General features: G+C 35.4%; 17 protein-coding genes. 1 reads left to right on the forward strand and 16 read right to left on the reverse strand.

Annotation, left to right across the window (positions count from 1 at the left end):
• The first annotated feature begins 523 nt into the window (after positions 1-523).
• On the forward strand, positions 524-1,285 hold the full coding sequence (locus ABWP20_RS15705; protein ID WP_353097075.1) for a glycosyltransferase family 2 protein: 762 nt from the start codon (positions 524-526) through the stop codon (positions 1,283-1,285).
• A gap of 10 nt (positions 1,286-1,295) precedes the next feature.
• Here ABWP20_RS15705 and ABWP20_RS15710 read toward each other — a convergent pair whose 3' ends face one another.
• From ABWP20_RS15710 to ABWP20_RS15785, 16 genes are all read right to left on the reverse strand, one after another.
• Positions 1,296-3,449 (reverse strand): glycosyltransferase, encoded by a 2,154-nt coding sequence (locus ABWP20_RS15710; protein WP_353097077.1) that lies wholly within the window; start codon positions 3,447-3,449, stop codon positions 1,296-1,298.
• Positions 3,450-3,547: 98 nt separating this feature from the next.
• Positions 3,548-4,102 (reverse strand): dTDP-4-dehydrorhamnose 3,5-epimerase, encoded by a 555-nt coding sequence (gene rfbC, locus ABWP20_RS15715; RefSeq protein WP_312447119.1) that lies wholly within the window; start codon positions 4,100-4,102, stop codon positions 3,548-3,550.
• Positions 4,103-4,303: 201 nt separating this feature from the next.
• A complete protein-coding gene (locus tag ABWP20_RS15720; protein WP_353097079.1) occupies positions 4,304-5,389 on the reverse strand; it encodes an acyltransferase family protein in 1,086 nt (361 codons plus the stop codon).
• A 10-nt stretch (positions 5,390-5,399) separates the two neighbouring features.
• Entirely contained in the window at positions 5,400-6,545 is a 1,146-nt protein-coding gene (locus tag ABWP20_RS15725) for an NAD-dependent epimerase/dehydratase family protein (RefSeq protein ID WP_353097080.1), read from the reverse strand.
• On the reverse strand, positions 6,542-7,231 hold the full coding sequence (locus tag ABWP20_RS15730) for an acylneuraminate cytidylyltransferase family protein (RefSeq protein WP_353097081.1): 690 nt from the start codon (positions 7,229-7,231) through the stop codon (positions 6,542-6,544). Before ABWP20_RS15730 ends, ABWP20_RS15725 begins: the two co-directional genes overlap by 4 nt.
• 75 nt (positions 7,232-7,306) lie before the next feature.
• On the reverse strand, positions 7,307-8,953 hold the full coding sequence (locus ABWP20_RS15735; RefSeq protein ID WP_353097082.1) for a GT99 family glycosyltransferase N-terminal domain-containing protein: 1,647 nt from the start codon (positions 8,951-8,953) through the stop codon (positions 7,307-7,309).
• 84 nt (positions 8,954-9,037) lie between these two features.
• Positions 9,038-10,918, reverse strand: coding sequence for a rhamnan synthesis F family protein (locus tag ABWP20_RS15740; protein WP_353097084.1), 1,881 nt, complete (start codon positions 10,916-10,918; stop codon positions 9,038-9,040).
• A 77-nt stretch (positions 10,919-10,995) separates the two neighbouring features.
• Positions 10,996-12,909 carry a rhamnan synthesis F family protein gene (locus ABWP20_RS15745; RefSeq protein WP_353097086.1) on the reverse strand — a complete coding sequence of 638 codons (1,914 nt, stop codon included), beginning with the start codon at positions 12,907-12,909 and terminating at the stop codon, positions 10,996-10,998.
• Between the two features lie 12 nt (positions 12,910-12,921).
• A complete protein-coding gene (locus tag ABWP20_RS15750; protein WP_312447104.1) occupies positions 12,922-13,761 on the reverse strand; it encodes an NAD-dependent epimerase/dehydratase family protein in 840 nt (279 codons plus the stop codon).
• 26 nt (positions 13,762-13,787) lie between these two features.
• On the reverse strand, positions 13,788-14,513 hold the full coding sequence (locus ABWP20_RS15755) for an ABC transporter ATP-binding protein (RefSeq protein ID WP_353097087.1): 726 nt from the start codon (positions 14,511-14,513) through the stop codon (positions 13,788-13,790).
• A 9-nt stretch (positions 14,514-14,522) separates the two neighbouring features.
• Positions 14,523-15,935 carry an ABC transporter permease gene (locus tag ABWP20_RS15760; protein WP_353097089.1) on the reverse strand — a complete coding sequence of 471 codons (1,413 nt, stop codon included), beginning with the start codon at positions 15,933-15,935 and terminating at the stop codon, positions 14,523-14,525.
• Between the two features lie 79 nt (positions 15,936-16,014).
• Positions 16,015-16,929, reverse strand: coding sequence for a glycosyltransferase family 2 protein (locus ABWP20_RS15765; protein ID WP_353097091.1), 915 nt, complete (start codon positions 16,927-16,929; stop codon positions 16,015-16,017).
• The gene (locus ABWP20_RS15770; protein WP_353097092.1) at positions 16,926-17,987 is read right to left on the reverse strand and encodes a glycosyltransferase; all 1,062 of its coding nucleotides are present in this window, start codon (positions 17,985-17,987) and stop codon (positions 16,926-16,928) included. Before ABWP20_RS15770 ends, ABWP20_RS15765 begins: the two co-directional genes overlap by 4 nt.
• Before the next feature lie 82 nt (positions 17,988-18,069).
• On the reverse strand, positions 18,070-19,443 hold the full coding sequence (locus ABWP20_RS15775; protein ID WP_353097094.1) for a sugar transferase: 1,374 nt from the start codon (positions 19,441-19,443) through the stop codon (positions 18,070-18,072).
• Positions 19,444-20,105: 662 nt separating this feature from the next.
• Positions 20,106-21,665 carry an O-antigen ligase family protein gene (locus tag ABWP20_RS15780; RefSeq protein WP_353097096.1) on the reverse strand — a complete coding sequence of 520 codons (1,560 nt, stop codon included), beginning with the start codon at positions 21,663-21,665 and terminating at the stop codon, positions 20,106-20,108.
• Between the two features lie 229 nt (positions 21,666-21,894).
• The gene (locus ABWP20_RS15785) at positions 21,895-23,589 is read right to left on the reverse strand and encodes a PspC-like choline-binding domain-containing protein (RefSeq protein ID WP_353097097.1); all 1,695 of its coding nucleotides are present in this window, start codon (positions 23,587-23,589) and stop codon (positions 21,895-21,897) included.
• Positions 23,590-24,270 lie beyond the last annotated feature (681 nt).

The following is a 24,270-nucleotide window of genomic DNA, read 5'->3' on the forward strand; positions in this document are numbered from 1 at the left end:
TTGATTGGCGGTCAATATAGTTTACGGCCCGGTGGAGGCCTATTAGGATTTTTAACTCTGTTTTTGCCATTTCATCTCCTATATTATCTCTATGTAGTTATATATTACTCTATGTAGAGATAAATTGCAAGTGATTTTTTTTATCTTCTTTAACTTCTCATTTTGTAATTATCCTTTTACATTAATCTTTTACAACCTGACTCCATAAAGACGAACCGCGTAAGATTAATTTAAAAGATATCAAATAATTAAAGAATCTGTTGATAAGGTATAATGCTAGTAGTGGGATTTTATTTTTAAATAGAAATTTAATTGTTATAGACTTATGGAAATAGCGTGTGAAACAAATAGAATTATAGGAATAGCCCTGATGCATGTATCATAGTAAAGTAGACTGCTGATTGATGAGCACATGGTTACAATCATTATTAATTCCTTGAAGATATCTTTATTTTTGATTATAATATATATAATTAGATATCTTAACTACTTTGCATTATAAATATAATCGATAGGAGCCTTTATGACAAGTATTATTATGCCTGCGTACAATGCTGAACGCTACATTGAAGAATCCATTAAATCCATTTTATATCAAACCTGTACTGATTGGGAATTAATTATCATAGATGATTGCTCTAACGATCAGACACCTAATATTTGTAAAAGCTATACAGAGCATAGCGAGAATATTCTCTACTTTAGAAACCCTTCTAACAAAGGAGTTGCAGAGTCCCGGAATCGTGGTGTCTCTCTGGCTCAGGGTGAGTGGATTGCTTATATTGACAGTGATGATTGCTGGCATCCACAAAAATTAGAACTTCAATTGCGCCTTGCGGCTGAAAAACAAGCCCGTTTTATATTTACTGGATCATCTTTCATAAATGAAAACAGTGTGTCTTTGGAATATTGCCTACCGGTTCCATTGGAAATCTTCTATAAAGAACTACTAAAACAAAATATCATATCCTGCTCCTCCGTTCTTATCCATAAGGAATTGATGCTCCGTTACCCTATGGAAAATGGATCCGAGATGCATGAAGACTTTGCCGTTTGGCTTAAAATATTGCAGAATGAAAAGATCAGTGCCTATGGCATTGATCAGCCCCTGCTGATATATCGTATCAGTTCTACCTCAAAGTCTGGGAATAAAATAAAAGCAGGAATTATGACCTATCGGGTCTATCGCCATATAGGTGTTTCCATAATTCCTGCATGCTATTATTGGATATGCTATTTTTTCCGCAGCTTAAATAAATATAAACATCTTATCAAACGAAACTGAGTTTGTATTGTTATGGGTGAATATCCTTCAATACAACCTCCAGTGCCTGATCTTTGGTGAAGTGATGATTAATAAAATCCCTGGAATGACTCATTAATCTCATCAATTCATCATCATCTCCATACAGCGCAATCACACGATCTGCAAAACTATCATCTGCTTCAGCTATTGCAAAGGCGTCCTCTTCCAGGCTCAATCCTTCTGCACCAACCGGTGTTGTAATCATTGGGCTTTGGTTGTAAACGCTTTCCACTACTTTTCCCTTAACACCCGCTCCATAGCGAAGCGGAACTACAACCAGCCGACATTCCCGATACAATTCTTTCAAACGTTCGTCAGACACAAAACCAAGTAAATGAATGTGATCATTTTCAACAGACTTAATCTCATCAGTCGGATTCGCTCCTACAATGTTCCAAATTATATCTGGATAGACCTCCTGAATTTTCGGAAAAACATCCTTGGCAAACCACAAGACTGCATCAATATTAGGCGGATGTCCAAATCCTCCTACAAACAGCAGATTCTTTCGCCCCTCTAAAATAGGCTCACAGGTTTCATCCAACGGCTCATACGTGAAAATCGGGATATTGCGCAGCGGCTTTTCTGGATATTCCTTTTTCAAAACCTCATACTCGTAATCTCCGACCACATAAACCACATCCGCTTTCTGCATAAGGTCAAGCTCCATGGTTTTCCACTTTTTTGAAGACACAAGATAAGACTCATCATGACTCACCTCATATTGGCGATATTCTCTCAAATAATGCAAATCATGACCAAAATAAATTATCTTGCCTTTCGCATATTCTTTCAGCAAATCCATGTACTTTATCGCAATATGAGGACGGTTCACATATATGTAATCATAATAGCGTACATTATCTTTCAGCCATTCTTTACAGTACTTAAAATAGTAATTCCCGTATAATACTTCTATTCCCAACTGTTCCATCTCCTGCGTATATGGCTCTTGAGGAAAGTAATTATCTGGCATAAATGTAACTTTCAATCCCAACTGTAAAAAAATCCGAGTATACATAAATACATTTCTGGCACCGGCATCTTTATCATACCATGGTACTCTGTGATCTATTACAAGGATTTTCTTTTTCATCTGGCTTCGATCACGTGCCAGGAATGGATCTTGTCCATTGGGCAAATGCTCCTTTTCGAGGACATCTTTCCACTTTTCATAAAGCTTCATCTGATTTTCTATCTGATAAGCTTTTAATCCTGATGAAACATCCGTACCATTAGTGATGCCCTCAAAGTGCACCACCACTGAAAGTGGTTGATATACCACCCGATACCCTGCTTTCCGGATGGAAAAAGCGAAATCACTGTCTTCACAATAAGCTGGTACAAAATGCTCGTCAAACCCCCCTAGTTGTTTCCACAATTCACTGCGCACCATCATAGATGCCCCAGAAATATAATCGACTTCTTTTACATAATGATATTCTGGCAGTGCTGGATTATTCCCATGTCCATAATTCCATGCACTTCCATCTTTCCACAGGATTCCACCAGCTTCCTGCAGTCTCCCATCCGGATACACCAACCTGGAGCCTGTCAAGCCAATATCCAGATTTTCCTCCAATAATTGTACCAGTGGCTCCAGCCATCCTGGCTGTACCTGCGTATCATTGTTTAAAAACAGATAATACTTTCCTCTGGCAAACTCTGCTGAATAATTACAATTTTTTAAAAAACGTAAATTTTTATCTGTTCGGACTACACGAATATTCTTTATTACTTTTTCAATTTGTGAGGTCAAATCTGTGGAGCAATCATCAGCCAGAATAACCTCATATGAAACATTGCCAGAATGTTCTGCAATTGCTCTCAGACAACTGTACGTGTACGCAAACTGATTATAAACCGGTATGATGATTGATACAAGTGGTTCAACTATTTTAGGTAATGCAATTGGAGGATATCCCGTAATATCATTCTCATATATATCCTTTTTAATAACTAAATCCAACTTCAAATCGGCTCCCATCAATAACCGTTCATCCAGAATCCTGGATACACCCTTTAATCCTCCATGCCGCAAATAATATAGTGCTCGCATGATTTTTGATGGTTTCATGTAATACAATGCCTGTTGTGGGTGCTGTATTAATTGACTTATCATATTCAAAAAAATATTGTTCATAATAATGGCCTTCCTGTTGTTTTCTAAATGCATTTTCTAAATAACCAAGCACTTTATTATACCAATAATGAGGTCTCAAGAGAGACCTCATTATTACATCATAATCTAACAGTATCACGAATTCCCAACCACTTCTGGTCTTTCTCTGATATGATTAACTGCATATCATTTTCAACTGGCCAATCAATCCCTATTTCCGAATCATTCCACAGGATTCCACCCTCGTCACCTGGATGATAAAAATCTGTACATTTATATGCAAACTCAGCCTCGTCAGATAAAACAAGAAAACCATGTGCAAAACCTTCTGGAATATAAAACTGTTGTTTATTCTCAGCCGTCAGTTCAACACCAAACCATTTTCCATATGTATTAGAATCAGTTCGTAAATCCACTGCTACATCAAATACAGCACCACGTATGCAGCGAACCAATTTGCCTTGGGGAAACTGTTTCTGAAAATGAAGACCACGAAGTACCCCTTTTACTGACATAGATTGGTTGTCCTGAACAAATATCATATCCAGACCAGCTTCTCTAAAATCATTCTGATTATAAGTTTCAACAAAGTATCCACGCTCATCCCTATACACCATTGACTCAATTACACAAAGTCCTTCAATCTCACATTTTGTAACCTTTATTTTTCCCATTTGTCCCTCCTCATTTTTCATTAATTCTACTTAAATCTAAACACCATAAATCGTCCGATAGATACACATATCAAATATATATTACAGTTTCCAATCTAATTTTCCCTACTATTTCTTACAATTTACAGTTCTCTACCGCTCATAATAGTAACCTTCCTGATATTTTCCAGCAATCTTATCCTTTTGCTTCCATTCCTGCACTCAGATGCATTCCTTTTTTGTTATCCATAAACTATTTTTGAAAAGGCCAACAGTTTTGACTAACAATACTGAAACTACTCCAGTTATTATGAGATAAGCAATAAACAGTAAATATAGTATGCGTTTTGGCATATTAGATAAATCAAATCCTCTTACCAAAATGTATGTTATTTGGTGATGTACCAAGAAAATTGCATATGTATATTTGGAAATATCAATAAAAATGGTTCTCAATCTTAAAGATTTAACACTAGGTGCTAAGTATGCTAGAATTGTAAAAACACAAGCACTCATTACAATTTGGTAAGTAAGATCTCCTAAATAACTTACAACAAAATCAGCATGTATATAAAAAATAATACCGACAATAAATGCTATTCCGATACAAAAAAGCCGTTCCTTCCTAGATTTAATTTTTAAATACTTCACAAATAACATTCCAAATAACAGTTCTGGAATACGCAAGAAAACACTGACCGAACTACTTATAATCGGAATTGTAATGAGATTATTGAAAATTATATAGGTTATTAACACTAACAAGGTTACAACTATCGGCCTTTTTCGCACACCATAATCAATTGCTGGATAGATAACGTAAAGCAAAACTATACAACCTAGAAACCACTCTCCAACTAGATAAAATCCTCCTAGCCCTTCAATTCCTAAGGCAGTCATATAAGCGTCAGCTCCTGCGAGAGAAAGCACCATATTCCTAAGTGGGGCATCTGTCATACTCTTATATGTCAACAAATTATACAAGCAAAAGGCAATCCAGGCAATCCAGAACATAGGATAAATACTGATAAAACGTTTTTTATAAAAAACAAGCAAATCTCTAAAACTTCCTGCACAACCTTGGGGATAGGTAATACTAAGAGCTGCACCTGTCAGCATAAAAAACATACTTACACCAAGTCCGCCCAGATACAAGTGTTTAAAGATATAATTGGGAAACACTGCATTGGGATATACAAAAACCCCATTAAACCACCCACTTAATGTTGCGTTAAAGTGTATGATTAGCACACACAAACAAGAAAATACTCTTATAAAATCTAGGTCAAACCGTCTTTCTTTAATCACCTATTTCACCTTATAATCCCTTCCTTATATACATGCCTGCCAGCTCCATTTCTTTCAAGGAAGTCTCATAACCACTATTATCAGACTCCTGTCCTTTAACCCATGCAGTAAATTCCCGCAGTCCATCTTCCAAAGAAACAGACGGTTTGAATCCCAGTAATTTCTCTGCCTTTTTTATATCTGCAATATTATGTGCGATATCTCCAACACGAAAATCCCCAGTTATACAAATTTCCGATTCGCTTCCGTATAATCGCTTTAATGTTTCTACAATTTCTATTACACTGGTTCCTACACCACTCCCCAGATTAATTATTTCACCATTCGTTTCCTTCTCACCCAAAGATTTTATAACAGCGGACGCTACATCTTCCACATTTATAAAATCTCTGCTTTCCGCTCCATCCTCAAATACATTTACTTTCTTATTATCAAGAAGCAGTGTCGAAAAGATTGACAAAATTCCTGTATAGGGGTTCTTCAAGGATTGTCCTATCCCATAAACATTCTGAAAGCGAAAAATCGTATATTCAATCTGCATTGCTTTACACATTGTTTCCACCATCTTTTCCTGCGCATATTTAGTAAATGCGTACAAAGAATTAGGGGCAATCTTACTAGCTTCATCTGTTGGAACCGTTTGCAATCTTCCATTACAAATCGGACAGTGCATTGTGAAGTCTCCTGTTTTCATATCTTCTACTTTTCTGACTTCTGGATATACAGTTTTATGAACTGGGCACTCATATTTTCCTTCTCCATACACAGAACGTGAAGACGCCAGAATAAATTTCTCAAGTTTCACTCCTGTGGCAGAAATTGCCTGAAAAAGATTAGAAGTCCCCATGATATTCACTTCATTATATTGGTTAATCTGATACATCGACTGCCCTGTACCTGTTTCTGCTGCCAGATGAATAATATAATTACAGTCTTTAACTACCTGTTCTACTAACTGATAATCCCTAATATCTCCCCTAATAAAATGGCATTTATCTGCAATACCTTTATACAGATAGGACTCCTCTGTCTTTTTCCCATGAATTTGCTCCGTAAGCGCATCTAATACCACAAGCTCATTGCACTTATCTTTTGATAATTCATTAATAATTGCGTTACCAATAAATCCTGACCCACCAGTAATCAAAATTTTCATTTGCAATTGTCCCTTCTTTCATAAAAACAATTCCCCCAATAGAACTTCCCAACAAATTCAGCCATTTTCAAATCTTCTTCTGTATTAATATCAACGGCTTCGAATTTATTAACACAATAAATATAAGGCTTTCTTCCAATTCTCGATTTATATTTTTTTAAAGATTCCGATGAAATACCATACATTCCAGTTGTTTCTTCCATGACTGGAACCAAATCTTGTGAGCGAGGCAAAACATCCGGTCTATAATTAACAGGTAAGTTATTAAGCCAATAAAAGCCGTGATTTGGTACTGCTGTAAAACACGAATCAAACTCTTCACTATTTAGCATAAAGTTAGCACAATTTCGAATGCTATCGGGTTGTAAATATGGTGCTGTCGCAAATAGCTGAAAATAATAGTCATATTCTGGATGAAGTTCTTGTTGATAAACCAACAAATCATTTCCATTCGCTGTGTTTTCAGCCAATCTAGGCTCTCTATCAATAACTTTAACACCTAATTCATTCGCATATTTCTTTATTTCTTCGCTATTAGTATCAACATAAACATCATCAAAGCATTGTGCCTCAATAGCATTCGTAATGATGTATTCATATAACTTTTTTCCATTTAACACCCTAAAATTTTTACCTAAGACTCGTTCAGAATTAGATTTTATAGGTATAAAACATGCATTTTTCATAGAACTTTCCCTTCTGTAAATGACGCTGGGGTATACCTCTGGCATCTACTCAGACGAACCTGTCACTCAATCCATTTATACTTTTCTTTTCAATAAATCTGCAAACTTTCTAAAAGGTTTTGATTTGTAAGATGTAGATTCTAAAATCTCACGATACAATGCTTCTTTTTCACCACACAGTTGCTCTGCATCTTTCAACTTCACATTCATTATTGTATTTAAATTATTGAGTTCTTTTAGGCTGTCAATATTCTTTTTATTATTTACTTGCAACAGATTAGATTCATTTTCTAGTAGGCTGTATTTCTCTTTAAGCTGTGCTAATTCTTCATTTAACTCTTTATTTTTTTCCTTAACACATTCCACTACCTTAAATAATTCACTATTTATTTTAGTTTGTTCTTTCTCCTTATTTAAAGTGCGGTTCAATTCAATTTGAAGCTCTGCTACTGGTGTTAAGTTTCCCTTTGGCATTACCTTCAAGTATTCTTTATTCAACCTTGACTGTAAAATCAGTTCCAATCGGTTATCCGATGCTGCTAATTCTTCATATGTCAGACCATAATCTCTCAAATAATAATCCAAGTTTAATTTATACATTTCCAATTCTGAATCTAACGTAATTGCTTTCCTTATATAATTAATATCCTTCAATAATTCCAATGGAGCCAAGCAACAAAATGCTATAAAATTCAATTTAATATTATCTGGTAATTCATCTGTCAATTCTTTTAATGATGAATTACTAATAAATGAATATTGAGACCAACCCAAATCATATGCCGGAACCCCATAGAGAGCAGCTTCAAAAGTTACATTAGAACCTGCAGTTACAACTCGTTTACACTTCTGAATAAACTGAGCTGATGTGATTCCAATTTTCTCAATATTAGGAAAGTGAGGAGTTCCGTCTAGGGGATCTCCCGGATGCTTCTTTATTATTATTTTATCATTTGAGTACCATTTTCTCACCAACATCAGCTCCTCTGCCAATGTTATCTGATTAAAAGCACTGCTAGCTTGAGGGATACTATAACCACCCAAAATACCAAATTCATACTCTTTCGGTATATGTGTATTTAAATAGGATAATTTATCTTCTCTTAAAAAGAGGGCTAGTATTTCTTTCGATTCCAAAACTAATACGGGTTTTTCTGTGAACTCTATATTAAATTTAGCAAATCTACTTTCAAATCCAGCTTTTCCCTGCAATCCACTTTTCGACCAATAAAAAGTATTTCTATAATCAGGAACTCTTAATCCCAATTCAAAATAAAAGGTTGGAACATTTAACTTGTGGGCTAAATCCTCAAAGCATCTATAATATCTAAATAGTATTAGACCTTCAACAGTTTTTCCCTCTTTCAATATTATAGAACTTAATCTTTCATATAAATACTCTACTAATTCAGTCCATTTATCTACAAATGAATTTACATATGCATCTGTACGTGAAGGAAATTGTTGTCTGTAATTGTTTATTATGTGTTCTGGAATTTCAACAGGAATAATATTTTCCAGCACGCCTTCAGTATCCAAAGGGACATCATACAATTCACTAAATGAATCTGGAACTTCAAATATCTTATATATATCAAAATATTCTTTTTGTGCCACAACAGGCCACTTGTAGCCTTTTCCTATGGAAGCCAATTTATGGAACGCCCACATAAAAGATGCTTCTGCCGTAGGATCCAACGTCATGATAATAGGGATAAACATATTTTTTCCTATATGATATCTTCAGATACTGATAATCATACTTTTCCTCTCATTTATTTTAGTTCAATTTCTGCAAAAAACATGTTACCTCTTCAAATGTAATTTGACTAATAAATCACCAAATGCTCTGAGCGGTTTTGTAACTTTCCATGAGGTTGAATTCTTTATAGCATTTACCTCACCATTCGAACAAATACCATTATTATTTTGATCCCATTTTATGTCACTTACCTGCATTCTCTCCTTATACCACCCATAATAATATGTCTGCAGCTCAACCTGTGCCCACTCACTATTTAGCAGCCAACAGACATAATACCCCGCTTCCTGGACAAAATACGGATATCCTCTTTCAATTGCATGCAAAAGAGTTCCGTTGTTTCCATTCGGCTCCTTGGGAAAATCCTCATATTTCCATCCAATACCTTTGTAGCCATCAAATAACTTTTCAAGAGCCTTAGGACGAAACACAAACATAGTACCCAAAGGAGCGACTGGCTCTCTGTCTGGAGAAATTGGGACACTTAGCTTGAAATCTTTTATTAATTTCTCTGTAGCGGAATAATTATCTGTCCATTGCCAAGTCATTAACCAAGCATATGCATTGCTTGCAGAAAAAGGCGATGGTGGAAATGCCATTCCCAGTCGTTTTTCTTTCTCGAAAAGACTAACAATATTTTCTATATAAGCAGGAGTTCCAAGTAAATTTTCAAAACATTTATCCTGCCACGAAGCACCTATGGACCATGGTTCGACAACCACTGTTTTTTTGTCGTGAAGAAAAAATACTAAGTCATAATTTTTGTAATCCTCATACGCACCAATAAGCAAGGCAGATACATCCCGCCCACGATTCTCAATCATTATAAATTTCGTGTTGTTTTTAAGATTGACCTTTTTTGATTCTTCTATAAAAGTCTGCTTATTTTCTTCATTGCTCACAGTTATAAGAATATCACAATATTCTGGTGCATTTTTAAGGTAACTCACAACATAACTAGTTAAATCATTGTAATATATATGAACGACGATTAACACCTTAGAGTTATTTTCTCTCACCGAATAGTCATATGGTAACACACGATTAAAGTTGCAATAATGCTTTAACTGTTCCATATGACAGGTACGAAGAAGATTATCCCATACCATATTCATGTCATATTCCGTTTCTTCTTCTAAGAATCGAATAAATTCAGAAACCTGGCCCCCAAATGTGCCACTATCGCGATCCTCATAAGGGTGATAACCAAAAAAAACCTTTCTTTTAAAAACTGGACAGCGGCGATTCTTGGCCATCTCTGTTGGCATGAACATCAACGGATAATAAGATACTTTCTTCAAATCTTCAGAATTACAGTACACTTCAGCTTTATATCCTTTATCCCTAAAATCTTTTGTAAAAACTGTTTCATAGTAGCCGACAGAATCACCATAGCTTTTAATTTGAGGAAGTTGTTTCCAAAATTCATGATATTCTCTGCTTGTTAAAAGGCTATTTCTTATAACCAAAAAACTCGACTGAATGTGTTCGGGAATATAATTATATTTATGAACAGTAAATATATTGACAGGCATTTCTCCATGAGTAGTCAATCCCCAAAAGTCCAGATCTTCTGCAGCAGCCCAATCAAATGCCTCCTTAAATGGATATATGGGACCGAAGCAGGTGTCGTTCATCATAATAAGTTCATCATATTCAGCCAATTTATCCCAGCCAGTGAGTTCTATTCCTTTCCTATATGCTTCTACCTCAAACCCCTCGTTTTCGCGAACAAAAATTTCGTCTACAAACGGTTGGATTTTTTTTCGTGACTCGTAAGTAAGTTTACCATTAGCTAAAAATAATATGTGATCAACATTTTTTTTCAAATCTGCCACTTGATATGATACAAAGTCATCAAGTATTCCATCTTTATCATAAAATACATAGAATGCAATTCGTTTCGGGTTCTTACCTAAAATCATTTGTTCTCTCCTCTTATTGTATCCATAATTTTTATAATTTTTTCACATCTTTCTTAAAATCAAAGTTTGTAAGCATATTATTTTCCATACCTTGTAAACTCAGAACTTCTATAACCTCCAATGGCTCTTTCCTTTACCTTCCAAAGTCTCACATATAATGAATTCCCAATAATCTTACGCATTATATCTTTCATTTTTCTAAAGGGTGCATTTTTTCTATCTAACTGCTGCTTTGTCACGCTAATCTTGTGTAACATAAGTTCCCTATCATCTACACCATAATTTAAAAATAGCGTTTGGTTCACATCACGGAGCATCTTACATAAATTCGTAATTTCCATTTTAGCATATTTGTCACTAAGCCCCCATGCACAATAATATCCACTCTGCTGTGCAGCAAATGGATACAAACGTTCAATTGCATGCATAATATTGCCGTCATTGCTTCCTGTTGGCTCCGCCGGGAAATCACTGTATGTAAGCCCAACTTCATACAATTTTTTAAGAGCTTCTTTTCTGAACCAGAAGGTGGTTCCTAATGGTGCCACAGGTGGTTTGGACTCACTAATATCTACTTCTATTCCCCATCTTTTTGCCAAATCTACTACATTCTTATAATTACTTTGCCATTCCATACCAATTAGGCTATGATATGGTCCATGACAAGGAGTTGGTGGAACTAATAATCCTAATCGAGGATTTTTCTCAAATAAATCAATAACATTTTCTGCAAAAACTGCGTTAGGCAATGTATTTTGATAGCAATGGTATGCAAAGGATTCTCCAACCATTCTGGGCACATTATGATCCGACTTCTTATCATGCATAAAGCATATATAATCATATCTATCTATGTATTCTTTTAACCCAATTAATAATGCACCTACATCTCTGCCTCTATTAGTAACTTTTACAATATGAATCCTGCTCTCATCAAACGTAGAAAACACTTGTTTCAATTGAGCTATTTTTTCTTCTGTGTCTGTCGTTAAGCAGATATCTGCGTATGAGGGCATATATTCAGCATAGCACTTACACATCTCAGCAAGTTCCATGGAATATATATGCATAAACAGTGCTATTTTTTTATTCGTCTGTGTTTTGGCCGTCTTAACCTCTGTGGATAATATATAATTCAACTGCATTCTTTGCTTCACATCATACATATTCGCAGTTCTCAAAAGATTATCCCAAATAAGGTTCAAATCATAATTCGTATAATCCCGTAAATACTCATACAATTCTAACCCAGGCTGTCCACAGCTAATATCAAGAAACTCCTCATACTTATAAAAAAAAGTCTCACGCTTAAAAATTGGACACTTACGATTTTTTATTAACTCCACAGGATACAGCATCAATGGATAATTACTAAACTCCTTTAAATCTTTGGTTTCAATATATACCCTTGATTTATATCCCTTTCCAGTAAAATCCTCAGTAAAAATTGCCTCATGGTAGCAGACTGCTTCTTTATAATTGAAAATCATAGGCATATCTTTCCAATACTCTTGAAAGTCTCTGCTTATTAACATTGACTTACGGATGGCAATAAAGCTGGACTGAATATGTCTTGGTATAAAGCCATATTTACATTTATTATAGGGGTCAAAACTATGTCCATAATGTTCGGTAATCCCCCAAAAATCTACATCATATGTATCTGTTTCCATGAACATTTCTGAAAATGGATATATTGGACCCAAATTTGTAAAGTTCAGTAGAATTAGTTCATCATATCCACTTAAGACCTCCCAACCGGTCTTTTCCATCCCCTTTTTATATGCCCAAACATCAAATCCTTCGTTTTCTCTTTCATAAATTTCATCCGACACACAACGTAATCGTTCTTTTCCTGATTCCTTTAACACGCCATTAGAAACAACCATTAAATAATCTACATTCTTTTTTAAATCATTTAACAAATAGATATTATAATCATCAACGATTCCATCCTTATCGTAGAAAAAGTAAATTGCATATCTTTTCATGATTATACACTCCTATTTTAAGGTTGTCTTCTTCATTATATTATCAATAATTGTACTATCACCATAAACAATCGGTGAATCGTATGCTCGGTCTGGAAATGCACCATACTTTAATTCTATATTCATATTGTTATCTTTAATATAAGCTTCAACCTTATCCCCCAGAGAAATTGGATTGCCAGTACACGCATTAATAATACCAGTATACTCGTTCTGAATCCCAACCGCTGCTATTTGTTTTCCCAGTTCTTTCACATCAATAAAGTCATACCTATTCTTTCCTGATGTAAATGGGAATTTTGTTTTTCCTTCTGCTTCTGCCTGAACCAATTTTGTGAAGATTGAATTATTATGTAAATCATCTCCTAAAATATAATACGCGCGCAGCCACTTCAAATTCACATTTTTATCCTTGGCTATTGATAATATTGATTGTCTTAATGCATTCTTGGCAATTCCATATAAAGATAAAGGATTGCATGGCGTATCAGCTTCTATTTTCCCTTCCCAGTAGCCGATTTCGTGCATTGTACCCATTATTGTAATATCTTTACAGCCTCCATCCATTAAATGTCTCAGAAAAGAAAAATGACCCGATAAATTCTCCATATGTGATAAAGCATTGTGGACAAATCCATCCTGCCATGCCAAATGGATACAGTACTCTGGTTTTCCAATGATCTCAAATACATCATCTCCCGCATCCAGAACTGATGCTTTGCACTGAATTGCTCTGGAATCCACTCCATCAAACCTTAAATCTACCGCAACCACCTCATATCCATTATCCAATAATTCTCCTGTTACAAATCTGCCAATATACCCATTGGCTCCCGTTACTGCTACTTTCATCTTAATTTATCCTCCTTTGATTTGTCCTACTTCCAATATTCTTTATATGCCTTACATACCTCCTTTGCCGTTCCAGTCATTCTTACTTTTTGCTGGTCTAGCCAGACTACACGGTCGCACATTTCTTCAACCTGCGTTAAACTATGAGAAACAAAAAGTACAGTGGTACCTCCACTCATCAATTCCAGCATACGTGCCCTGCTTTTATTTTGAAATCCTTCATCGCCTACCGATAGTATCTCATCTACAATCAATACTTCTGGACAAACTACCGTTGCTATTGAAAATGCCAGCCTCATCATCATACCTGATGAGTAATTTCTTATAGGCATATTGATAAATTCACCTAGTTCTGAAAATTCCAGAATCTCTGGATACTTTTCCTTCAGAAACGCTTCACTATACCCTAAAATCGCCCCATTTAAATATACATTTTCTCTTCCGGTTAATTCCGGATCAAATCCAGAACCTAATTCAAGCATAGGCACAATATTTCCATTTACAGACACCTTTCCCTTGGTAGGTTTTAATACTCCAGAGATGATCTTCAGCAGCGTACTCTTGCCTGCTCCATTTTTTCCAATAATTCCGACAACCTCTCCTTTTTTTACCTCAAAGCTTATATCTTCTAAAACGGTAAATTTTTCATACTGTAATTTCCCTGACAAAAGTGCAACTACCGTTTCCTTAAGGCTTATAATCTTGTCATTTGTCATCTTAAATTTCATAGTTACATGTTCGACATTTATCATATTCCACCTCTATACAAATAATACAAATCTATCCTGAAACCTTTTAAAAACCAACATCCCTGCGGCACACATTAACATTGCAGTGCATCCACAAGTCAAATATGCTGCTGGTTCTGGAGAAATCCCCTCCATCAGAACCGTTCTGGCAAAGTGGATATAGTGATACATTGGATTCAAGGTTAGTATAAGCCGAAACTTATCAGGAATAATACTTTCCGGATAAAACAACGGAGTTGCATACATCCATGCCAAACTTATAATTCCCCACAGGTATTGTGTGTCCCGAAAGAAAACCATAGTCGTAGAGAGCAGCAATGACATACCAGCACTAAACAGCAGAAGACATACCAATACAAAAGGCAGCACCAATATTGCTTTTGTTATTTGCCCTCCAGTCAGCAAGGTAACTATTAATAGAGGAATAATTGAAATTATTAAATTGATAGAACAAGACACTACTTTTGTTATGGGATAAATATACTTAGGCACATATACTTTCGTAATCAAAGAAGCATTGCCTACAATAGACGTAAGCCCCTGTCCCACTGCTTCTGTAAAAAAACCAAATAATATGGTTGCCGATAATAAGTAAACAGGAAAATTATTAATACTGGAACGAAACACCTGTGAGAACACAATGTACTGAACCATCATGGTCAATAACGGGTTTAAAAAACTCCACAAATATCCCAAGATTGACCTCTTATATTTTGTTTTGAAATCTCTGGACACCATTTGCTTAATCAAAAACTCATAGCGTCTCCATACTATAATCAGGTATAAAGATATTGTAATTTTTCCCTTCTTTTCACAAAATACACTCCAAAAACCATATAAGACAAGTAATAATAAGCCAATGAAAACAAAATACCAATAGTAAACTCCAAACAAAAAATAATTCTTCCCTACATAATCAAAACATATCATCACTCCGGTACGCACTTCATCATTTACCAAAATTTTTCCCGTGTCAAGCCATGAGAAAAAAACGGTAGGGGCGGTTCCCACTCCTGATGTTGTCGTCAGTCTTAGCTGATAAGTCTTCCCTTTTGTATTCTCAATTGCTGGCACTAGTGCCCACCTAAAAGGTGCTGTATCCAATAAATTCTTCACATCCTCACTATGGCTGGCAATTACATTTCCATTACTATCTGCAAGCTCCAATTGAAGAAGTCCCTCATTTTCTCTTCCGTATGTTGAAACTGGCAAATCAATAGTCTCTAAAGTTTCTGACTCAACAGTAAAATCCTGTCTTACAACCATACCTGCCGTCAGTTCCTCCAGCATCCCTGCCATTTGAGGCATACCGTTATCCACATATTTATAATTTAAACTTTCTCCTCCAGCAAACTTAAAAATAAAAGCCAGTATCAAAAAAATACCACATATCTTCACTAGTAATTCCAGACTTTTCTTATTCATTTTTATTCCTCTCTAATTACCAAGTTCCTCATTAATTCAAATAATACATGACATTATAAGTGTAGTCATCGTGGCAAGTCTACAGTTTACCAATCAATACTATTATCCGGAATACCAAATCGTCATTAGTTTTTTGTCGAAAAATTTCTTTGTTTTTAACAATCTTTAACCGTGATAAAATACTCTTTTCCGCTTTCAATAACTCAATAGCCAAATCCTTATTTTTTGCTGGCATTTCCCTTTCAAATGCCATAACAAATTCTTTAACCTGCCGATAAATTTCCCCACGCGGCTTTTTTAGCTGTTTCATACGATAGAAAAACAATTGCCTTTTCGTTATCATTGCCCCTACTTTATTGTTTTGATGTTGCCGGTAACGAATATATGCATGTTCATCATAATAAACCGTTCCCAGGCAACTCGCTGCCATATACAACCACCAGTCATGCATCACAACATATTCGATGCGTTTCGGCATATGACCTGCAATAACCTCCATAAGTTTTCGATTACAGACAGCCGTACACCCCGTACATATTCCTTGCACCAATGCGTTTCCAAAAGAAAGCTTTCTAATATCCCTCGTCACCTGGACAGCCAGAGGTCTTAATTTTTCATCCACAATAATCTTATCACTACAATACAGCATCGGTTCTGCAAAGCCTTTCGCCTGCAACACCTTGATAGCTTTCTCTAACTTTTCTGGCAGCCATTCATCATCTTGATCAGCAAAGGCAAAATAATCGCAAGATAAATCCGCATGTTTTATTAAATCAAAGAAACTTTCTACCACACCCAAATTTTTCAGGCCATACCAGGTAATACGAGAATCCCTTTGAGCATATTCTTCCAAAATCTCCCGGGTCTTATCCAATGAACCATCATCACGGATTAAAACCTTAAAATCCTGATATGTTTGTACTAAAAGACTATCTAACTGAATGCGTATATACTCTTCACCATTATAAGATGATAATAAAATCTGTAAGCTCATCTTGCTCCTTCATTCATGTAATATCTCTGAAGTGCGACACTTGCACTCTCTATTCCAAATCCTGCATTTTCAACAATACGCCATGCATCATCACGTTTTATATTATTATGCTGCTTGCATACCTCTGACGCCCAAAATTCCGGACCTCTTTTTAAAGATAAACGCTTTGTGGTATCCAACAACTCTACTTCTTGAGTAATCGTATCAGCAAGAAAACACGGTAAACCGCTGGCCTGCGCTTCTACAGCAGCCATCGGAAGCCCCTCATAGAGTGAAGGCAGCCAAAACAAATCCATTGCCTGATACCAATCCTGATTATTATTTTGCTGCCCTAGAAAAAATACAGTGTCTTCCAAACCAGCAGCTTTCACTTTCTGCTCCATTACCACTTTCAAACTTCCACTTCCAATGAGTATTAAAACACTCTCTGGGCATTGTTTTTTTAAAATGCTGAAGCTTTCAATCAAAAATTCATGATTTTTTTGCTTTTCAAACCTACCCACATGACCAATTACGAGTTTATCCTGCACGCCCAGAAGGCCTCTCAATTCCTCTCTCTTTTCTCGGTTATAACGATATTTTTTACAATCAATTGCATTATAAAGGATATAAACCTTGTTCTGCCGCACCATCTTTTCACCAAATAAAAAACTTCCTGCCGCTCTTGAACATGCTATCCTATTACATTTCATAAATGGTATAGGATAGCATAATATCTGATTCCGTCTTGCATTCAGCCATTTATCTGAATAACGTGTCGCATGACTATGAATTGCGAAATGCCCGTAATTATACCTTCCAACCAACCGCCAAAGATAAAAGCTAAGATATACCTCGTGATTATGAAACCACTGATACCTTCCCTCATGCTCTTTAAAAAAAATTTCTAATTCCCTCACAGATGCTATGGAACTTCCAGGTTTTTTCACATAGTAAACATGTCCACCATACGATGTAATCTCATCTTCATAACTATTTTCGCAATGAAGAAAACATAAAAAATCAAATTGAACCAAATTCCGATCCAAATGGCGATAATAATTCATAATAACGCTCATCACCCCGCTCCAAATTGCCGGAGTAGAAACAAAGTGTAATATACGACGCATACGTCTCCGCCTTCCTGTCAAAAACTGCTTATTATTCTTTAAGCGACGGATCTTCCCATTTTCCTTCCTCAAATCCCTCTGTAGACTCTTTTAACAGAAGTACTTTAGGTGTCATGAGTATAATTTTAAAATCCATAATAATAGAATAATTCCTAATATAAGTCAAATCCAATTTTAATTTATCATAGCTAGTAGTGCAGTACCTTCCATAGATTTGTGCATAACCAGTCAATCCAGCTTTAACTTTCAAACGATATTCAAATTCCGGTATGTTTTTCGTGATAATACTGGCCAACTCTGGTCTTTCCGGTCTTGGACCAACCATACTCATATCACCTTTTAAAATGTTTATAAGCTGCGGGAGCTCGTCCATGCGTGTCGCTCTAAGAAAGCGTCCCACAGGTAAAACCCGCGGATCTTTCTCTCCAGCTTTGACTGGTCCGCTTTCCTTTTCCGCATCCACTATCATGGTACGAAATTTTAAAATTCTAAAACATTTCCCATCTTTTGTCAGCCTATCTTGTGTATAAAACACCGGACCGTGGTCACTAAGTTTTATCATAGCAGCTATCAGCAAAAAAAACGGACTTGATATAATCAAAAACAGGGAAGATACTATAATATCCTCTATCCGTTTTACAAACATCTGGTCCAGTGTAAGTCCGTCATAATTACGAGAAAGATATAGCGGAGAATCAAAAATATTCAATTCATCAGATGTCCTCAATAGGATGTCGCTGATTTTAGGTACTGCATATGTACGAATATTCTGTCCATAACACTGCTTAAGTAACCGATTACGCTCCTGCACAGCAATATCGCCCACTATAACTCCATCATATTTAACGGCTTGTTCCATCACAAATTCAATACCCTCTTTTATTGAAATTTTTTCCACTATTTCATATTTATCTTCCCGGGTAAAAATACGATCCATCAAATGGAACATTGGCTTCTCGCCATGAACCAATAAAAGACGTCTTCTGGGAAACATGAACGTGTACAGCTTTACAAACGCCAATGCCCATAACATAACCAACAACCAATCTACGCCAGTCATTACAAGTAATGCAGTAGGATTATGCATCTTCTTATCAAATAGTACAACCTGCACAAAAGAGAAAGCGTTGACTATGATTAACGAAAGCATATGAGAATATACTAAATTCCAATATTTAAAAACACCAACCCGCAATCCCCCATATATCCGATGCAGGAAAAGCAATAAAATCATATATTCGCCAAGAATCAACCAATTACCTCGTCTCCAGAAAGCAATTGTCATATTTTTATTATAATAATTAATCCACACATAATAATAAATTGTAAGTTCTAACAATACAATAATTGCTGAACTTAAGAACTTCACCATGCGTTTATACTGCTCGAAATTTCTACTTGTCATTCGTTTCTTCCTTATATCTGGTTCCAGTTGTCTCCATCTTAGCACTCAGTAATCGATATTGCTATTGATAGATTCAGATTCATTTGCTCTCTCTATTTGCTATTACAGATTCCTAGATAACTTTTTCGTTTTCATTGTCAATTAATTATATTTTCTATAACAAACCTCATTCTAGTATAACATTTAACTACCAATTACGCAACTTACGTGGTAGCAAAAAGAGTTGGAAATCTTTTAATATTTTATTAAAATCATATCTCAATCTTATTTCTATCCTTTTCCCATTTCCTGATATAAACCTGTCGGTATATTATTACCTCATAATATACTCAGGTATTTCGAAGATATCTCAAATGCTAGAAGAATATAGACAAATATAATTGCATTTATATCTAACACCTCTCACAAATTGTGATTCATTAGCCGCTATCAATCAAATATGTAGTATGAATATTGGAATAAGACTAATTCCGATCTGATTCTGAAGAAAGCGTTGCAATGATCCAATACCTGTGTAAAACTTGTCAACAAAAAAACACCTCCTAACTGAGTAATTCTATCTTACATCAGCTTGGAGGTTTATACAATATTTGGGATCTGCCAAATAAGTGAAAAAATTCCAACTTTACACTGTTTTAAAGTTAACAATTACTTTTACACAATCAATCTTCTATTGAATGTGCAGCTCCAATTCCTAATAATAGCCAAAATATCGGTGTAACAATAGGAAGATTAAGGTTTACAAAAGCCTGAACACTATAACAAATGACGGCAAACATAATCGCTATAATATACGGTGTTTTATCTCTATAAACAAAACATCTCCTTACATATCCAAATATAAAAATCAGATATGCTGTCAATCCCGCAAATCCAACTGTAGTTAGCAAATGAAGATATTCATTATGTGCACTATCAAATAATTGATTATATGGGTTGTTTGCAGTTTCACGCATTACTAAAATACCGAAAGTTTCAGGCCCAAATCCCACAATTTTTTTCCACAAAGACAAACTCTGATAACATTCCATAGCCTTTCTCCAGATATACCCCCTGGCCGTTCCCCAATCATCATTAAAGAGAAAGTACGAGCTTAAGCCTCCATATCTATTAACATTGCCAGCTATATTACAGTCATAAAGAGCATACAATACTATAAAAGTAATCAGACAAAGAAATACCATCCAAAGATATCTAAAAAAATTCCCGAATTCTATCAATTCATATTTTCTCTTATAAGTACTAAAATACCAAAGAATAACTATTGTCCATAAACCCATTACCAAATATGGCAATTCTTGAAATCTTATTATTACATCAAAAGCACTTTCTATCCCCAGGACGCCGTCTCCAAAGTAAACATTAATCCAGTCAATACATTGGATAACAGAAAAAAATGTCGCCAATACTATGACATATCTTTGAATTCCATTTTTGCTTTTAAATAAATACAATGGTAAAAAACCAAATAATGTTCCTAAAGAAAGATATGCATTATCACTAACCCCCATAATAATTGCAAAAAAACTGATAACCATACAGATATAGTGCCATAACATATTCTTAATTTTTCTATCTGTCGTAAATAAAACCGTTGCAATGGCAGTTAGCATTCCCACATATGCAGTATAGGTATTTATATTTCCTATTGTTGATGTAAATATTGACCTTTGCTCTGGAATCATAGCAATTTTAAAATGAAAAATATCTAACTTAAAATAATCGGTAATTCCAAACAAGCTTACAATCATTCCTGCTAGCAAAATCATATCAATATACCAACTTTTGAACTTCCAAAGTCTGCTTACACAAAAATAGGATACAATATACCAAATCATTAAAAACAAACCAGTAAATCGCCCTTCATTACCCCAAAATGCTTCATATAAGTAGTCAGATGTAACCGTTGACACTATCGCAATCAAAAGATATATAATAGCTGCAAGATCCATAATAGTAAGCTTTTTTATAAATTTTTTTATCTTAAATTCTTTGAAATAAATTCCTATGTCCACTCTTCCTACTGTCAAAGCATACCCTAACAATATCACTAGCATTATAATTGTGCAAAAGCAATAATAATAATATTTAAATACAAGAATATCAAAATAACGATCCCTGACCACCAAAGGAACTCCTATTCCCACCAGAAACACATAAATACCAAGAACAATTGATGGGAAACTTTTTTTCTCCGAATCGCGGCATATATTTTCTTGCATAAGCATTCCTTTCGACCATAAAACCATTTAGAGGATAACTATATCATGCAATATAGAATTCCCAACAGGTAACAAATAATTCTTCATGCATGTCATAAAAACAATACAGTAGAATTCATCTTTAAAGCAAACATTTTTTATTTCAGTGATTATACCATATATCGGTAAAAAAGAAAAGACCGGAAATCCTTAAGAATTTCCGGTCTTTTCTTTAATTCATAGTAATAGATTAGTTTTCAACGAAAACTCTTACAATATTACCACTACCATTAACTTCATAGCAACGGTCATTGCCATCTTTTGCTTTGTTTTTGCTCTTCTGAACAGAACCAGCAGTATTAACTAATCTGTACTGAACAGTTGCAGTATCTGCTGCAGCTTCTGCTAAATTGTAATCTTCAGAATATTTATCATTAGTTACAACACTATCAACATCCATTACGCGTAAGAATTCATCTGTAGTCAAAAGGGTTGCGGAAGTAAGTTTTCCATCAGCACCAATAATAGCCTTCACTACAGCGTACTTATCTTCTTTATCTGCTGATAACAGCAGACCAGACTGATAGTATTTCTTGTTATCAAGAGCCGTCTTGCCAGCACCCTTGAAGGTTCCAGACTTATTCAGTAAGAAACTATGAGAATCACCATCAATAGTGATGTTCTGTTTGTTAGTCTTTACAGCGCCATCATCACCGAAGAAGTAGAATTTGTAACCTTCGCCTTCCCAATAAGAAGCATTAGCCTTAAATCCATCTGTTGTGTCATATGGATGAGTTGAATCGTCTTTCTTTGCAAGAGAAACAATAGTTTTATTGTCAGAAGCTAATTCAACAAATCTATAACCATCAATCATAGCTCCCTGGTTATCAAAAGCATACTTCTTGCTGTTGATAGTCTTCATTTGTCCTGTAATCAGCTTACCATCTTTATCAGCATAGTACCAGTTTTCAGAATCGTCATCATAGTCACCTTCATTTAAGTAGGAGCCTGGAACAACCTGGAACCAACCCTTAGTTACTCTAGCGCCATCTTCAGGACTTCCATAATATCTGAATCCGCTACTGTATACCGGATTACCCTGAGACTGTGTAGCTGTTCTGTCTGCACTTGCCTGAGTAGCAGTTGTCTGTGTAGAATCCCAGTTAACCCACTCAGCATTCATACGTCCGTCAACATCAAAGCTATACTTTTTACCATTGATGGTCTCGCCTTTTTTGTCAGCCATTTTCTTACCATTGCTCTTGAAGTAGAACCAACGATCCTGTTCCTCATCGTCAAATGTGTTGTCACTTGAGAAACCTTTTTCTAAATCACCAGTATTTTCCCACTGGTCATCTTTGATGTGCAGTAATGCCCAACCAGTAGCCTGAGCTCCATCATTTTCATCACCGTGGTAGTAAACACCGTTATCAGCACGCCAAGCGTTATCATCAGTTAATCTCTGGCCATCTGCATCAATCCAGCCATATAACATCTTAGCTTCATCATCAAAGATGTATTTTTTTCCATTGATGGTCTTGAAAGAAGCACTATTGCTGGTGCTGGAGCTCTTATATGCTTTACCATTAGAGCCAAAATAGTACCAATGATTTACAGGCTCATTATCATCATCACCATCATAATCATCGTTCTCAAGGGAAACCCACTTATTAGCTACCATAGAGCCATTCTCATCTACATAATAGTAGTTGTCATTGTACTCAACAAGTACGTCGGTAGCCATCTCGCCATCTTCATTGAGGTAGAACCAGTTATCTCCTGATTTCTCCCACTTCTCTGTCTCTAAGTCGCCGTTCTTGTCATAGTACACCCATGTACCATTTTCTTCCTGCCAGCCAGTTGCTGCGAAAGAGGACATGGAAGCACCTAATGCAAGCAGTGCTGCTGTTGATAATACAGCAACTAATTTGGTCTGCTTTCTCATAATTAATGCACTCTCCTTTTTTCTTTTTGAAATACTCTTCGAAATTCCTAATTGCATTACGAGGTAATTATACTTCCTATAATGGAAATTATCAATACCTTTTTTACTTTTTTTGCATTTTTTGCAAAAACAAAAAAATATTTACATTTCCGGCAGAAGCTATCAATTCCTCCATCACATGGTATAGTATAATACATTTTTTTGGAAAATGCTATAACATTTCTCTGTTCATTTTCTTACATAATCATTACGAAAATGTTTTTTCTTGGCAGGATTGTTTTTTTATTAGTACAATCCTGCTTTTAAAGACTTATTCTCCTGTTTTTTCTTCATAAACCTTATTATAGGTGACGTATCAGAAGCAGAAAGCAGGGCTACGTGGTGCACGAATAACCCGCACGACCCAATCAAAATATCACCTTTTTTCCTCCTAAATGCAACAATCCTAATTCGCCGCAGATAAAACTGTAAAAGATAAAACCACATATCAAAATCAATTCATAATTAATTCTCAAGCATCTTAGCCCAAGTCAAACCGACAATCTTCTATCGCAATCTCCAAATACAATATGCTTTCACAATCCAAACGTAATCCTTCACGATCCAATTGCAATCCCATTCCTATTCCTATTGCAATTTGCCATTTCAATGGTATAATGTTCATATATCTATAATAATATC

Origin of the sequence: Tissierella praeacuta (assembly GCF_040396155.1) — a bacterium.
Taxonomy (GTDB): domain Bacteria; phylum Bacillota; class Clostridia; order Tissierellales; family Tissierellaceae; genus Tissierella; species Tissierella praeacuta_A.

Excerpts from the sequence above, each read along its gene's own strand:
- ABWP20_RS15710 (WP_353097077.1), bottom strand. The coding sequence starts at position 3,449 with ATGAACAATATTTTTTTGAATATGATAAGTCAATTAATACAGCACCCA.
- ABWP20_RS15745 (WP_353097086.1), bottom strand. The coding sequence starts at position 12,909 with ATGAAAAGATATGCAATTTACTTTTTCTACGATAAGGATGGAATCGTT.
- ABWP20_RS15725 (WP_353097080.1), bottom strand. The coding sequence starts at position 6,545 with ATGAAAATTTTGATTACTGGTGGGTCAGGATTTATTGGTAACGCAATT.
- ABWP20_RS15785 (WP_353097097.1), bottom strand. The coding sequence starts at position 23,589 with ATGAGAAAGCAGACCAAATTAGTTGCTGTATTATCAACAGCAGCACTG.
- ABWP20_RS15735 (WP_353097082.1), bottom strand. The coding sequence starts at position 8,953 with ATGTTTATCCCTATTATCATGACGTTGGATCCTACGGCAGAAGCATCT.
- ABWP20_RS15775 (WP_353097094.1), bottom strand. The coding sequence starts at position 19,443 with ATGACAAGTAGAAATTTCGAGCAGTATAAACGCATGGTGAAGTTCTTA.
- ABWP20_RS15770 (WP_353097092.1), bottom strand. The coding sequence starts at position 17,987 with ATGAGCGTTATTATGAATTATTATCGCCATTTGGATCGGAATTTGGTT.
- ABWP20_RS15730 (WP_353097081.1), bottom strand. The coding sequence starts at position 7,231 with ATGAAAAATGCATGTTTTATACCTATAAAATCTAATTCTGAACGAGTC.
- ABWP20_RS15760 (WP_353097089.1), bottom strand. The coding sequence starts at position 15,935 with ATGAATAAGAAAAGTCTGGAATTACTAGTGAAGATATGTGGTATTTTT.
- ABWP20_RS15755 (WP_353097087.1), bottom strand. The coding sequence starts at position 14,513 with ATGATAAATGTCGAACATGTAACTATGAAATTTAAGATGACAAATGAC.
- ABWP20_RS15705 (WP_353097075.1), top strand. The coding sequence starts at position 524 with ATGACAAGTATTATTATGCCTGCGTACAATGCTGAACGCTACATTGAA.
- rfbC (WP_312447119.1), bottom strand. The coding sequence starts at position 4,102 with ATGGGAAAAATAAAGGTTACAAAATGTGAGATTGAAGGACTTTGTGTA.
- ABWP20_RS15780 (WP_353097096.1), bottom strand. The coding sequence starts at position 21,665 with ATGCAAGAAAATATATGCCGCGATTCGGAGAAAAAAAGTTTCCCATCA.
- ABWP20_RS15765 (WP_353097091.1), bottom strand. The coding sequence starts at position 16,929 with ATGAGCTTACAGATTTTATTATCATCTTATAATGGTGAAGAGTATATA.
- ABWP20_RS15740 (WP_353097084.1), bottom strand. The coding sequence starts at position 10,918 with ATGATTTTAGGTAAGAACCCGAAACGAATTGCATTCTATGTATTTTAT.
- ABWP20_RS15750 (WP_312447104.1), bottom strand. The coding sequence starts at position 13,761 with ATGAAAGTAGCAGTAACGGGAGCCAATGGGTATATTGGCAGATTTGTA.